Genomic DNA, 14009 nt, shown 5'->3' with positions numbered 1-14009 from the left:
TTATACAAATTTACCTATTTTTATTGTTCAATTATAGTATTACCGTTAAACTAATAATAACAGACAATTCTAATTAATATACAAAAATAATCATACTATAGATACGGGCAAGGTGGGGGAGAAATATGAATAATATTGGGGATATCATTAAACTAGAACGACTAAAGCAGCAAATTAAACAAACTCAATTAGCAAAAGGTATTTGTTCCACATCCTATTTAAGTAAAATTGAAAACAATACAACTACAGCAAGTGATGAGGTTATTAACCTCTTACTACAGAAATTGAATATTGAGCTTTCTGACCAAGAAAAAAATGAAGAGGCTTTTATTGAAGAAATACGCGCTATTTCTAAACGAGCTCGCATATATCGAGAATCTAAATTTATCGAAGAAAAAATAAATGAATTGCAATACATGAAAAATATCTACCGTAAAACGACATTTTTAGAACTGCAATTATTAATTTTTCGATTAACACTTTTCTTTGAAGATAAAGAGCGTAGTACTTTTTATCTAGATTACTTAGAACAAGAAAAAGAAAACTTTACACCAAACCAACAGTTTTTATTTTTACAATGCAAAGCAATTTTCCATCATACGTATGCAGATATTCATCAGGCATTAACGTATTTTAAAGAGGCTTTAGTAATTTCAGATGATATCGTATTAGAAGGTTGGGAGAGAGCTGATCATCAATACATGCTTGCTATTGCATATAATTCCTGTGATGAAGTAATTAATACCATAGAATACGGGAAACTTTCCTTAAAGTATTTTCAACGTGCCTTCATTATCAATCGAACCATTGATTGTTATCTACTAATTGGTATTGCTTATAAGAAGGGAAATAACCTTGAAGAAGCACTTAAATCTTATGAGCTAGCTTTAAAAATGACAAATGAAACTCGAATGTTAGAAGAAGTTGAACTCTTAAAAGGAGTAATTTATCAAAATCTCGGTTCATTAAGTTCTCATTTACAACCAGAAAAAGTCATTCCATATTATAAAAAAAGCTTATCCTATAAACAAAAAGCAAACAACAAACTGGTTACGATATTCTCTATCGTAATTGAATATGCAAAATATGAGCAATGGGATAAGGTTACTTATTGGATAGATCAGGGATTTGCCGTGATAAAAAGCGCACCGGAAGCTCATCCTAAATACACGCATCATTTAAAAGTGTATCAAGATCTTGCCGATTATCAATATATAACGGAAGAGGTAGGTGTCGCTGCAATTAATTACTTTGATGGAATACAAGACCTCAGACATTGTCTAAAATATTCCGGATGGCTTGCTAATGGATTCAAAGCAAGAGGAAAGTATAAACTCGCTTCTATATACTTTCAAATGTCTCAAAAATATCTGTTAAAACGTATGAACATTGAATATATTGGTGACTTATAGCTTGTACATAAAAAAGAGTAAACATGTGAGTGGGGGGAAGCTTTTATGCTAATACCACATGTTTACTTTTTCTACTTTAATCATATCATTGATAATATTAGATTTATAGACAATTAAGTTGGGAAACTTCTCTTCATTTTCCAAGATTTTTTCCATATTTAATTAATGAGTTTCTTAGATATTTTTTATAACTCATTGCGAAGAAATCCGCTATTTTAAGGCATTAGCCGCATCTGTATCGCTTTCAAATTCCTTCTTTTCTTTTCAACTTCATGAAATAAAACTCTTTCTTATGGGCTATTCGTTCTTCCTTCATCGAATGATAATGTTCAATTCCAGTCAGTCCTATTTCCTTTAGATAGGTAATTTACTCCTTGTTACCATACGAAATAAATTAAATCAAACGTTTGTTCAACCACTTAATCTAATCTACGTTTTAGATACTCCATATGTTGATGTACTAATGAAAGGATTGAAAAAGAATTATTCTTAATTTGTTCTTGAATTTTAATAGATTCATTCTGTGCTAAATTATACATATCTCGATTGATCTCATTAGTTAATAAGGCATCCTGAAGTTCTTCTTCATCTAACATAAATGTTTCTCCCGATGGCAAATGAACAATATCAAGATATAAGTCATCGACGTATGGAATCCCCCCTTCCACCCCATTAGCCCATGCGATATCAATGTACCACTGTTTTACATTACCATTAGCATCAAATGTTGTCGTAACAGCAAAATGCTCATGATCTGGAAATTGTTGTAGCCACATAAACCCATCCTCAACAATGCTCAATTGTTTTCCTTGCTCATAATGAATAACCAATGGTTGAGACACTTTTTTCATATGAATTAATGTTATATATCCTTTGAATTCTTTTTCATTTATGTAGGCTTGAGCATAACTTCTCTCTAGTATCCTCTGCCAATTAGCTCGATCACCATATTTTCTTTTCATCTTGTTCTCCCCCTTTATATACAATTATCATTATAAATTCTTACTGTTCACCCCGATTTCCTCTTTACATTTTTACTAAAAAAGACTACCAAGCTATTAAACTTGATAGTCCTCATCAAACTGTTATCTAAATAAATCTTTTAGTTTTTCTAAGAATCCTTTTTCTTCTTCTGTTTCTTCTTCTGTATTCTCTGCCTCTTCTTTTATAAGACTATCCGTGCTAATAACAAATTCAACCGAATCTGTTATTTCATCATTCTGATCGGAAACAAATGAAATTGGATTGAAATCAGATTTATCATACTGTGAAATCATAGAATCAATTTCTTCTTGCATTTCATCAGGTATTTCTGAAGTTGCATCATAAAGCTGTCCAGTACCCTCTTCTAATTCACTAGCACCATCAGCAATTTGACCTGCACCATCCGCTGATTCACCAATACCATTATGAATTTCAGTATACGAATTAGCTAGTTCATTAACGCCATTTGTATATTCCATCAATCCATCGTGAAATTGGCTGTAATTAGAAGACATTTCTTCTAATCCTGCTGTAAGTTCATTTAATCCTTCATCAACATCTACTTGATCCATTGATTCTTGTAACCCGTCTGCTAATTCACGTAAATGATTTGATACTTCTCTAGTAGACTCACTAAAGGTAGTTAAGCTGGGTTCAACTGCATCGAACGCTTCTCCAACTGAATCATATGCTCCTTTTACCGACTGAGCTGCTTCGTATGTTGCCACTAATTCATCAACAACCTCTTGATCTGCATCACTTTGATACAATGCTTCAATATCTGATTCTGAAATTGAGCTTTCAGGAATCTGGTTAATCGCATTTTCTAGAGCTTGATTTGCATCGCTATAGTTTGAAGCTAAATCGTCCATCCCATTAGCTAATTCGTCTAATCCACTGGACATTTCAGTGACAGCCGTTTCTAATTCTTCTAATTGATCTAATCCACTTGCACCGCTTGCTTGCCCTATTTGTGATTGAATCGTAGATAATGCGTCATTAATTTGAGATGAAGCATTTGTTAATTGACTGCTAGATTGATTTAATTCATCCATCCCATTTTTATATTGGGATGAACCATTTTCTAATTCAGATAATCCAGAAGCTAATCCACTAATGCCATCACTTAATTCACCAACACCATTATCGATCTCTCCAACAGCATCCGTTAGAGATTCAAACTCGCTCGTTAATTCATCTGTATCTGGACTATCTATAGACATAGATGAAGGTAATGCAGAAATTTCTAATCCATCTACTTCAAAATTATCCGTTTGTGCTTTAATGGAAAATTGTTCTTCTTCTTCAGGCATCACGGTAAATGCAATTTGCTTATTCTTACCTGCATTAGCTATTGTTGCATCCTGTGCCTCTATATTTTGAAAGTGATCTGTATTCAATGGTAGTGAAATTTGAAGCATATAGTTTTCAAAGAATGCAGATGTATCTATATCGTTCTCTTGAACATCAATGGTTATTTCAACTTCTCCCGATTCACCAATCATTTGTTCAGGTTCCATTTCTTTACCATCTAGATAGTACTTAATATCAAACGTCCAAGGTAACTCTTTAGTAATATTTCCTTGATAGTAAAAAGAATCATCTTCTGCAATCATCGAAACCTTATCATCATTCTGTTCCACGGGTGACGTATCTGTTAAATTCTTCACACCTTGATAATTACCATAATCCTCAATCAAACCTGGCTTCGATAATTCAAACGCATTAACAACATACATATCTTTCATGCTTCCGCCAGCTTGTAAATTAGCATAAATAACTTCATTTTTACTAGAAACCTCTCCAGCTTCTGTATTTTCACTATCGATATCATTAGAATCAGAAGTATTCGCTTCTGCATTTGTAATTAATACAGGAAAGAAAAAGATTGCTAGAGTAAGCCATAACCATTTAATTATCTTCATGCTTTTCCTCCTTATAAACTTTCGTACCGAGAGTAGTCTTCCAAATCAATTTATCACCAATAACAAGCAATGCTGGCAATAACGTAATTACTAGAATAAAGGCTAATAACGCCCCTCTACCTAATAATAGACCAATCGATCCTACAATCGGATTTGAAGATGTTAGCCATAATATAAATCCAACACTAGATAGTATCGATGCAGATACTGCTATCGAGAACAATTTATCATCAATCGTCTTTTTAATGGCAGGTAAGGCGGCCATATCTTTGCGATTTTGTTTATACGTCTCGGTTAAAAGAATTGCATAATCTACCGTTGCAGCTAATTGTACTGTACTCACAATTAAATACCCTACAAATACAAGGGATGTATCTGTGAAATATGGTACGGATAAGTTAATCCATACAGCTGATTGTATCGTCACCAATAATACAACCGGTATAGATATCGATCGGAATGTGAATAACAATACGATAGCTATAGTTACAATAGTAAGGATGTTTACTAATTTATTATCCGCGGTGACAGTTTCTTTCATATCATAAAGCGCAACACTTTCTCCAAGCGTTAATGCTTCATTTCCATAATAAGAAGTAGCCACACTGCGAACTTCTTCTACTAACTTAAATGGTACATCTCCTTCTGCACCAACATCCGTATTAATAATAATTCTGCTGTAGTTTTCCGAAAGAAATTGTTCGGTGACATTTTCTTCTAAATAATCTTGCGGGATTGTACTTCCAACCATATTAGCGTAACCTACAACGGAAGTTACATGATCGATTGTATCTATATCTTGAATCATTTCTTGTTCTTTTCCGATATCGTTATTAGGCACTAATAACACAACAGAGGTTGATTCTCCAAAAGTCTCTTGAATCTGATTTATATCGGAACCTAAACGAGTATTTTCTGGCTGATCGCCCATACCGTAAGTGAACTCCGTACTGCTTTGCGCAAGAAAACTCGGAACAATTACCAGTGCTATAAGAATAAGAACTGGAATTCGTAACTTGATTAATTTCTTTCCTACACCTTTAAAACTTGGAATAAGTGACTTGTGCTGTGTTTTGTCAATCCAAGGATAAAGTAATAATGTTAATGCTGGCAGGAATATCATAACACTAATGAAACTCAATAAAATCCCTTTAACAAGGCTTAATCCTAAGTCAGCACCGATTCCAAAGTCCATAAACATAAGTGCTGTAAATCCAAAGAATGTAGTTAAGGCACTAGCACTAACAACCGGGAATGATTCTTTCATTGCCAGTTTCATAGCTTCTTCTGGTTTATTCCCCCTATTACGATAATCCTGGAAACTATGTAATAGGAATATGGCATAATCCAGCGAAACTGCTAGTTGTAAGATTGGTGCTACCGATTGGGTGATAAAGGAAACCTCACCTACAAAGATATTTGTACCTAGATTTATTAATACAGATACACCAATCGCCGTCAGGAAAAATACCGGTTCTAACCATGAATTCGTCGATAGAACAAGTATGATTATAATAATCGGAATTAGTAAAGCTGCAGCATACATTGTTTCACTACCAGCCATTTTCTGTTGGGTCGCTGTATTAGCTGCTTCACCAGAAATGGCATTCTCTTCACCGATTAGTTCGTAAATTTGATCAGTAGCTGCTACTTCTTCACCACTTTCTATCGTAACCGACAAAAGTGCTTTATTATCCTTATAATAATTCTCTACTGTATCAGTATCAGCCACCTCTATTGGCTCACGAAGGTCTATAGCATCATCTAGCCATAACACCTCGGTGACACCGTCCATTGACTCTATCTCTTGCTTATACTCCATCGCTTCTTGAATCGTGACATCCTCGATCATTACATTCGTATTGGATACTCCGCTGGAAAACTCTTCATCCATTACATCTAACCCGACTGTTGATTCAGCATCCTCCGGTAAATAATCTTGCATATTATAATTTACATCTACGAATAAGAAAGCAAATGCCGAGATAATCATTAATACGAAGAATAGAATGACCACAGATTTCTTAAATCGAATAATTATATTTGACAATGTAATTTCCCCACATCTTGATGATTTAATGATTTTACATTAACATTATAAATACATCATGTTAGTTACACAACAAACAGTTGTATAATTTATGTTACTTTAACAACACTTTTCAGAAAAATGTTGGAAATCACGAAATGAAAGGGTTTTTATATGGAAAAGAAATTAGATCGAAGAAAAAAATATACACGGATGGTATTAAAAGACAGTTTAATGGAACTTTTAAATGATAAACCAATTTCTTCTATCACTATTAAAGAGCTTTGTTCTCAAGCCGATATCAATCGATCTACCTTTTATAGCCATTTCACCGATCAATATGATTTACTTAATCACATTGAGGAAGAGATAATCGAAGAACTGGATCAAAGTTTACTGCAATATAATTATCAAAATAAAAAAGAAATGTTTGCAATGGCAAAATATTTACTGGACTATGTAGTGAGTAGAAGTGAGCATTTCCGAATTCTGTTTAGTGAACATGGTAACAAAGGTTTTCAACACAGAGTAATGGAAGCTGCTCAATCTCATATCATGAGTTCGTTAAACCATGACCATATAATATCGAATAAAACCCGTTCAAAATATATTAGTTTATATGTTATTAGTGGCAGTATTAACGTCATTGAACGTTGGCTAGAAGATGGAATGAAGGAGTCAACAGAAGAAATGACTAGAATAATTACAGAAGTCAGTAACAATGGCATGCTACATGCTAATTTATAGGAAAGCAAGTTAACCTTTGTCTCCATACAGAGGTTATTTTTCACTTCCTTCTACTCCAAATAATCTGATACCTTCTTCATATCCCTGTCAATAAAGCTAGCAGATATAGGTTCTACTCCTACCTCTCGCGCCCAGATAGATAGCTGACCGATATGATGAACCTCATGTACAATGACATGATGTAAGATATCCTGTATGGAAAAGCTTGTTTCTTCCCATGCTGGCCGAACTTGTTTGTTACTATTAAAGTTAGAATTGTCGGCAAAGAAACTCACTATCTCATCCCGACACTCTCTGGATAAGGATTGTAATGAAGCGATAGATGGATAGTCTTTATAGTCTATTGGAACATCTTGCTTTTCTTGAATAGCTCTTATCCAACTATACTCGACTTCAATAATATGAAATAACGTGTAATGGATACTATGTACTCCACCAACTCTTTTTTTAAACAACGCTTCTTCAGGTATAGTTTCACACCAATTAAGCCACTCATCACGAACTTGCCAATTATATTCGAATAACTTTATCAATCTCTTCTCCTCCATTAATTTATTCTTTTTACTTACTTTACCATGAACAACACTATAATCGCCTAATTTTTCAATATTTTCTTTACATTATTTTCAAATTGATGTATGATAAATGAAAATAATGTGGAGGAAGGTGATGTGTGATGAAAATGATCAATGTAAATTCTCAAATTTTCTTTATGCACTTGCCTACCTTTACGTCGGACGCCCTTTAACGTGTAGCTTTTTATACATGTTTATTCTAGTGTTTTGTCTTATTCGGTTGGCGAGTGCCTATCCGAATTTTTTTATGCCAACAAAACACTAGGAGGAAATGAACTTGAACGAATTTCAACAAAAATATGCATATCGAAAAGAAATCAATTATGACGGACAAATAGATTTATTAGCTCGAGTAGTAATGGAACAAAAAGAACGATACATTTTACAGACAATAAATGGTTTCAAACCCGCAGTAGTAAAAGGGAAAATGCGACATGAAGCAATTTCTAGAGAAGATTATCCAGCAGTTGGAGATTGGGTGGTCCTACAAGAAAAAGACTTTAATGACATCGTGATTATTGATCAAGTACTGCCTAGATTCAGCAGTATTGTGCGAAAAGTTGCTGGGTTGAGGACAGACGCTCAAATCGTTGCTAGTAATGTTACTAAAGTCTTTATTGTCATTAGTGCGGATGAAGACTTAAATGAACGGAAATTAGAACGATATTTAACTGCTGTTTGGGAAAGCGGAGCATCACCACATATTGTATTTTCAAAAGTAGACCTCGCCAGCGATATGGATTCAATCATTGAACACGCTGACAGCATTGCTTTTGGTATCCCATTATACAAATGGAATGCGACTAATGAAGAAGGCAAGGAAGACATTTTGGCTAATATTCACGAAGATGATTCTGTCGTCTTAATTGGAAGTTCAGGGGCTGGAAAGTCTACGCTTATCAATGCACTTTTGACAGAAAAAGTCTTAAAGACAGGGTCGGTTCGAGAAGATGATAAACGTGGTAGGCACACCACTACACACCGAGAACTGTTTAACTTACCAACTGGCGGAGTAATTATCGATACTCCAGGAATGCGTGAATTACAATTATGGACAGAAGATGGTGATACATTAAGCCATACTTTCTCTGATATAAATCATTTAATAGCTGAATGTAAATTTACAGACTGTAAACATGATACGGAGCCAGACTGCGCAGTTAAAGAAGCATTGGAAACAGGTGATCTTGAAGAAGGACGTTGGAATAGTTATCTTAAGTTACAACGTGAGTTAGCTTATATCGAGCGAAAACAAAATGCTAAATTAGCTACTGAAGAGAGAAAGAAATGGAAGAAAATCAGTATGCAGCAAAAAAAGAATAGATAAAGTGAGTGAAGAGAGACCATTAAAACCGTATAGCCCTCCTGAAAATCAGGAATGCTATACGGTTTAATCATTAGAAAACGTTAAAAAACCACCTGGCATGGTCTCTCTTAAAATTCGATCAGGCAATCCTCAATAAGCTTCGGTTATACGCGCGAAGCCAAGATGTCCATAGCGAACAAAATATGGTGAAGAATCCTTTATTATTACATTCAATAGACAATAGAACCATTCTATTGGCCAATTCATATGCTGTCTGCTCATTGTTAAATTATAGCAAACTAATTTAAAAACGATATAAACGATAAATTAATAATATGCTGACAATAAGAATTAAAGCCAAAAATAGAGTTTCAGCCAATGTATATTTATAATTATTTGAATGCGATTGATACTTTTTCTCCATATAGGCTCGGTATAACTCAGGAATTAACTGCAGCAGTATTGCAATTATAAGAGCTACTGGGATACCTGTTGTTACATCAGAATTGTAATGTATTCCTAGCGCTATTATAGCTATTATAACAACTAGTGTCCTTATTATTTTATCACCTTTTTTATGTTGATCATTTACATAGTTATAGGAGAACGGTTTCCTTTTTTCCACTTTCAGTAATCGTCTCATTAGTTTACTAAAAACGAAATGCAAGAAGAAAATCATTAAAACAAAAACCGCTAAATCCAACCATATATTTCCTAAGACATCGTTATTCATTGATTGTATTTTCCTCTCAAAATAGTAAAATCATATCTTTGTTTTGATAAAGCAGGATAAATATAACGATAATAACAATAATGTCGAAAATTAACATATAAATCGAATGAAGATAATTGTTAGTCTCTGGTTCAAGCATTTTTTCTAAGCGTATTTGATGTATACTCGTACTAACAAATATTACAAATACTATGATTATAGTAATCACAAATATTGAAATATAATTAAACATATATAATAAAGTCACGCCAAAGATTAATACCATTACTCCGACTATGCCTATAATATGATTCTTATACTTATGATCGTCATCTATAAAACGCGTTCGTCTCTCCACACCTAATATGCGATATAGTATATGACGAAATAACCAACGTATAGCTGAAGCTACGCTCATAACAATAAACAAAAATAACCCAAAATCCATTATAACCTCCAACTTCTAATAAACTAGTTCTGTCACAAATAAATAATTAACATAATCTTGATTATCCCACTCTGCAATTACCATATGGATAGTTCTTCCTTTGTTAGAAGGAAAATCGATCTCTTTATGATTTATCCACTCTTTCCCATTCCAAGTAGAAAAGCGATACGAATCTGCTTTTTCACTTATTCTCCACTCTATATTCGTACTCTCACTTACTAATGTCGCCTTCATTTCCTCCGCAACTTTTACTGGATCAATTACACTTGTTTCCGTTCCTTTCCAGCTATAACTAGATAGTCGGACTTCAACTTCTTTACTGTCCGCAGTTACGGTTAATTCCGGAATGTTTTCCCCCATACAACCGCTAGTTAACATTAAGCCAAAGACGAAAATAAAGATAAGGAGACTTTTTTTCACATCTTTCACACCTCTTAAAATAGAATATTCAGAAAAACACAAAGATAAGTATCTTCAAAAGATATTTCCTAATGTAATCCCGCTTCTGAAATCCCTCAATCCGGGCTCTCTGCATATTTCTCACGCTAATTTTTGATTATAATAATCCTTCTTTTAGCTTAAAACATTATTTATACCCCAAGCGCTTTTCTACCTGTACTACGTATTAAATTAAAATCGGTATGAAATAAATAATCGGTTCCTCATATGGATGATTATCAATAATTATCTTTCTAACCTGTTCAACTTGATCACGCATACAGCTAAACTCCATCTTACACTCTGTGCCATGAGATATTTTGCCTTTCTCTCCGTCAAAAGAAGAAGCAAATTCGAGCGGTCTCCAAAACCCTTTTACCCTTGAATAAGAGATAACATGATCATAATTACCAACGGTTAAAAAACCATGATCATTTAGCTCATTCCTCATGGTTTCTATATATTCTTCTGGTAAATATACCTCCACTTTTACATAATCGACATTCATCTGTTATTCTCCTTATCATCCCAAAGGCAATTCTTTTTTCTGGGTAATTCTTTCGTCTTTTTAATTATCTTGCTTAACGTTCAGTTATGGATTCATTCTAATTTTATTATGACATAAACATATGTCCATCACTAGTTCAAAAAGTAATGATCAATATTATATAAATATCAAATCCTATCAATCATGAAATGGACTACTATGAAAAAATTAGATTTTTTCCATACAAAGCAATACAACTATACTATAATTCTAATTAAGGAGGTAAAACTCAATGAATTTAAATAATATTGCTATCTTTTGTGGGTCAAGTAATGGAACCAATGAGCGGTATTTAAAAGCAGCCAATGACATGGGAAAATACTTGGCAGCAACGAATCGAAAACTAATTTATGGCGGTGCAAAAGTAGGATGCATGGGGGAATTAGCGAATGCGTCTCTTAGTCATCACGGATACGTCATTGGCGTGATTCCTCAAAAACTTGTTGATGTTGAAATTGCTCATGAGGATATAACTGAATTACATACTGTTGCTGATATGCATGAACGAAAAGCAAAAATGGCAGAACTCGCAGATGGTTTTATTGCATTACCCGGAGGAGCCGGAACTCTCGAGGAATGGTTTGAAGTCTTTACTTGGCTACAATTAGGCTACCACAAAAAGCCTTGTGGATTTCTAAATGTAAATGGGTTTTATGATCCTTTAATAAGCATGTTGAAAAACACGGTCAAAGAAGGATTTATGAAAGAATCATACTTAGAATTAATTATTAGCGACCAAGACCCTAAAACTTTAATTGAAAAAATGGAAGCTTTTGAAATGAGTTCTACTTCAAAATGGTAGATTACAACCGCCCCTTCTTACAATACCAAGATTTGAAGGGGGTTCTCTATCCCCTCATCCAGATAGGTCGTCTACGCTTCCGCTTTTAGGTGTAAAAATTCTACCTCATGACGACCTGCCTATTTCATTCCTTCTATCAATCAATGTTCTTCTGCTAGATTCCATGGTATTATTCGAACTGTTTAGCGCACTTATGTCACCTTCAAGCTCCCTAATCTTTGACTGAATCTGGTCTGTCTTTCCATATAGCTGATTATCAGCGATGTCCTTATAACTAGGAACGATGTCACTATCACGTAACCCTTCAACAGTATCTGCATTATTTCCAAAAAAAGTAGACCTTGAACATTCTGGTTTCGTACATAATTGATTATTTCCGCGAAAATCCCCTAGCTTGGAGTCGATGCTGTTCAATGTACGCTTTAATCGTTCTAAATATTCTTGCTTTGTTTGTAAGTCGATATTATTCAGATAGATACGATGTTGTAGTCGACTTAATTCTGCATTAATAGTAAATACATCCACCTTGTTAACACCTCTTTATACCCGATTTAATACCCTAAAATTGGTTTTATTTTCCTATATCTATGCATCATTATAATAAAACAACGCTTCTATTTGCAGGGTAAATAGTACTGTTTTCGTTATAAAAATCATAACTGGATTATGTTATTCCCTTCATTTGAACCAGTTCTTAATAACCAGTTAATAAATTCTCTCCGAATGTACATCGTTATGAAATCGACTCATTACCGCCACCTACATACGGATATTATAAAATCTGGGTATATATAAAAATCCCGAATAAGCAATATCCATACTTATCCGGAAATATATAAATTAATCATTCACCGCTATTAAATGATCCGTGTTATTATAATCTTTAATTTCAAATACCTTATCAGCAAACGTCAGCTTATTAATACAAGTATTATTTAAATGTGTTTTACCTGATCCAATTTCTCCCTTAGAGATCACCGATAAAATCGCATTGATTAGCGCCCCGTGAGCTACAATTACGATTTTTTCATCAGAAAACCGTTGGCACACTTTTTGTATTCCTTCAATTCCTCGTCGCTTTACATCTTCCAATATTTCCATATTCGGAATGTCTTTATCAGGGAAGAATCGTTCTCTATCTTCCAGCGTCATTCCTTCCGCATCACCATAGGATCGTTCCTTAAATTCTTCCATCTCAATAATAGGTAAACCCCATTGTTCATTTAGAATTTCAGCAGTTACTTTGGCTCGTTGTAAAGGGCTTGCAATCAGAATCGTTGGCTCAAATTCCTTTACTCCGTTAAAACAAAGTTTTGCTTGCATTCTACCTGTTTCATTTAAAGGAATATCCGTCCTGCCTTGTACTCTTCCTTCCTTATTCCAATTTGTTTCCCCGTGCCTAACTAAGTATATTTCTGTCATAAATAAACCTCATTTCTTCATCGTCCATATGGCTAATTATTTATTTTACCATTTGTTTTTCGTTAATGGCTAACAAATTATATTGCTTTCTCATAAACTACTTTACCATTTTTATCTACACCGGATAATTTCTCCCAATTATCGTACCCTATATGGTTATCCTCAATGAAAAAGGCAAACATACCATTATCTCTTATTGGATATGCTAATGTTTTTTCACCTTTTAATTGCAGTCGGATCTTCTTTATGGCTGGATCATTGACAACTCCAACCAGATAAATAGAATACACATCATTATTCTTCATATATCCATCATGTAAGTACGTTATAGCTTCTTCGTCTACTCTTTCAATACTGTAAAAGGAATTTTCATATTTCCACAGAAGGCCAAAGTCTTTTTTTAGTATCCCAACAGAAAATTGGTCATTAAAAGTATTCAAGTAAAATACTCGATCATCCACATCCACTTTTTCAACTTTTTTAGATGGTCCGGAATAATTTAGATCTTGTTTTTCTTCAAAAGCAGCATCTGCAGAAAAATGATATTGTGTATAATCGAACCACTTTATTATAAAGAAGCACACAAACAAAATGACAACTCCCCACTCAAGCAAATACAATACCCCTTTTTGCTTTCCATGAAATAATCTCATTTAAAAACT

At 33.9% G+C, this 14009-nt stretch carries 15 protein-coding genes; 4 read left to right on the top strand and 11 right to left on the bottom strand.

The features are described 5' to 3' along the window. The first annotated feature begins 125 nt into the window (after positions 1–125). A complete protein-coding gene (locus OB_RS01975; protein WP_011064753.1) occupies positions 126–1412 on the top strand; it encodes a helix-turn-helix domain-containing protein in 1287 nt (428 codons plus the stop codon). A 419-nt stretch (positions 1413–1831) separates the two neighbouring features. On the opposite strand, the gene OB_RS01970 is transcribed toward OB_RS01975, so the two are convergent. The 3 genes from OB_RS01970 to OB_RS01960 form a co-directional block, all read right to left on the bottom strand. Then, positions 1832–2374, bottom strand: coding sequence for a DUF402 domain-containing protein (locus OB_RS01970; protein WP_011064752.1), 543 nt, complete (start codon positions 2372–2374; stop codon positions 1832–1834). A gap of 123 nt (positions 2375–2497) precedes the next feature. Next, the gene (locus tag OB_RS01965; RefSeq protein ID WP_011064751.1) at positions 2498–4321 is read right to left on the bottom strand and encodes a hypothetical protein; all 1824 of its coding nucleotides are present in this window, start codon (positions 4319–4321) and stop codon (positions 2498–2500) included. Then, on the bottom strand, positions 4308–6371 hold the full coding sequence (locus tag OB_RS01960) for an efflux RND transporter permease subunit (RefSeq protein ID WP_011064750.1): 2064 nt from the start codon (positions 6369–6371) through the stop codon (positions 4308–4310). Before OB_RS01960 ends, OB_RS01965 begins: the two co-directional genes overlap by 14 nt. Before the next feature lie 153 nt (positions 6372–6524). On the opposite strand from OB_RS01960, the gene OB_RS01955 reads away from it, so the two are divergent. Next, positions 6525–7097, top strand: a complete 573-nt coding sequence (locus OB_RS01955) for a TetR/AcrR family transcriptional regulator (protein WP_011064749.1) — start codon at positions 6525–6527, stop codon at positions 7095–7097. 50 nt (positions 7098–7147) lie between these two features. On the opposite strand, the gene OB_RS01950 is transcribed toward OB_RS01955, so the two are convergent. Beyond that, entirely contained in the window at positions 7148–7645 is a 498-nt protein-coding gene (locus OB_RS01950) for a DinB family protein (RefSeq protein WP_269445909.1), read from the bottom strand. 298 nt (positions 7646–7943) lie between these two features. Between OB_RS01950 and rsgA the strand changes: the two genes are divergently transcribed. Further along, positions 7944–8999, top strand: coding sequence for a ribosome small subunit-dependent GTPase A (rsgA, locus tag OB_RS01945; RefSeq protein WP_011064747.1), 1056 nt, complete (start codon positions 7944–7946; stop codon positions 8997–8999). A gap of 283 nt (positions 9000–9282) precedes the next feature. Here the strand turns inward: rsgA and OB_RS01940 are convergent, their stop codons facing one another. The 4 genes from OB_RS01940 to cutA form a co-directional block, all read right to left on the bottom strand. After that, positions 9283–9711 (bottom strand): DUF4181 domain-containing protein, encoded by a 429-nt coding sequence (locus OB_RS01940; protein WP_011064746.1) that lies wholly within the window; start codon positions 9709–9711, stop codon positions 9283–9285. 16 nt (positions 9712–9727) lie between these two features. Further along, the gene (locus OB_RS01935; RefSeq protein ID WP_011064745.1) at positions 9728–10138 is read right to left on the bottom strand and encodes a DUF4181 domain-containing protein; all 411 of its coding nucleotides are present in this window, start codon (positions 10136–10138) and stop codon (positions 9728–9730) included. A 15-nt stretch (positions 10139–10153) separates the two neighbouring features. Beyond that, positions 10154–10558 carry a hypothetical protein gene (locus OB_RS01930; protein ID WP_011064744.1) on the bottom strand — a complete coding sequence of 135 codons (405 nt, stop codon included), beginning with the start codon at positions 10556–10558 and terminating at the stop codon, positions 10154–10156. Positions 10559–10763: 205 nt separating this feature from the next. Then, positions 10764–11084 carry a divalent cation tolerance protein CutA gene (gene cutA / locus OB_RS01925; protein WP_011064743.1) on the bottom strand — a complete coding sequence of 107 codons (321 nt, stop codon included), beginning with the start codon at positions 11082–11084 and terminating at the stop codon, positions 10764–10766. 271 nt (positions 11085–11355) lie between these two features. Here cutA and OB_RS01920 point away from each other — a divergent pair, with 271 nt between their 5' ends. Further along, on the top strand, positions 11356–11925 hold the full coding sequence (locus tag OB_RS01920; RefSeq protein ID WP_011064742.1) for a TIGR00730 family Rossman fold protein: 570 nt from the start codon (positions 11356–11358) through the stop codon (positions 11923–11925). 105 nt (positions 11926–12030) lie between these two features. Here the strand turns inward: OB_RS01920 and OB_RS01915 are convergent, their stop codons facing one another. From OB_RS01915 to OB_RS01905, 3 genes are all read right to left on the bottom strand, one after another. Next, positions 12031–12450, bottom strand: coding sequence for a DUF5082 family protein (locus tag OB_RS01915; protein ID WP_011064741.1), 420 nt, complete (start codon positions 12448–12450; stop codon positions 12031–12033). A 315-nt stretch (positions 12451–12765) separates the two neighbouring features. Further along, a complete protein-coding gene (locus OB_RS01910) occupies positions 12766–13347 on the bottom strand; it encodes a histidine phosphatase family protein (RefSeq protein WP_011064740.1) in 582 nt (193 codons plus the stop codon). A 77-nt stretch (positions 13348–13424) separates the two neighbouring features. Next, positions 13425–14000, bottom strand: coding sequence for a hypothetical protein (locus OB_RS01905; RefSeq protein ID WP_011064739.1), 576 nt, complete (start codon positions 13998–14000; stop codon positions 13425–13427). Positions 14001–14009 lie beyond the last annotated feature (9 nt).

Origin of the sequence: Oceanobacillus iheyensis HTE831, assembly GCF_000011245.1 — a bacterium.
Taxonomy (GTDB): domain Bacteria; phylum Bacillota; class Bacilli; order Bacillales; family Amphibacillaceae; genus Oceanobacillus; species Oceanobacillus iheyensis.
The sequence above is the reverse complement of the archived record's forward strand: the minus strand, read 5'-3'. Positions and strand labels throughout refer to the sequence as shown.

Coding starts and splice junctions, on each gene's coding strand:
- OB_RS01975 (WP_011064753.1), top strand. CDS start 126: ATGAATAATATTGGGGATATCATTAAACTAGAACGACTAAAGCAGCAA.
- OB_RS01970 (WP_011064752.1), bottom strand. CDS start 2,374: ATGAAAAGAAAATATGGTGATCGAGCTAATTGGCAGAGGATACTAGAG.
- OB_RS01965 (WP_011064751.1), bottom strand. CDS start 4,321: ATGAAGATAATTAAATGGTTATGGCTTACTCTAGCAATCTTTTTCTTT.
- OB_RS01955 (WP_011064749.1), top strand. CDS start 6,525: ATGGAAAAGAAATTAGATCGAAGAAAAAAATATACACGGATGGTATTA.
- OB_RS01950 (WP_269445909.1), bottom strand. CDS start 7,645: ATGGAGGAGAAGAGATTGATAAAGTTATTCGAATATAATTGGCAAGTT.
- rsgA (WP_011064747.1), top strand. CDS start 7,944: ATGAACTTGAACGAATTTCAACAAAAATATGCATATCGAAAAGAAATC.
- OB_RS01940 (WP_011064746.1), bottom strand. CDS start 9,711: ATGAATAACGATGTCTTAGGAAATATATGGTTGGATTTAGCGGTTTTT.
- OB_RS01935 (WP_011064745.1), bottom strand. CDS start 10,138: ATGGATTTTGGGTTATTTTTGTTTATTGTTATGAGCGTAGCTTCAGCT.
- cutA (WP_011064743.1), bottom strand. CDS start 11,084: ATGAATGTCGATTATGTAAAAGTGGAGGTATATTTACCAGAAGAATAT.
- OB_RS01920 (WP_011064742.1), top strand. CDS start 11,356: ATGAATTTAAATAATATTGCTATCTTTTGTGGGTCAAGTAATGGAACC.
- OB_RS01910 (WP_011064740.1), bottom strand. CDS start 13,347: ATGACAGAAATATACTTAGTTAGGCACGGGGAAACAAATTGGAATAAG.
- OB_RS01905 (WP_011064739.1), bottom strand. CDS start 14,000: ATGAGATTATTTCATGGAAAGCAAAAAGGGGTATTGTATTTGCTTGAG.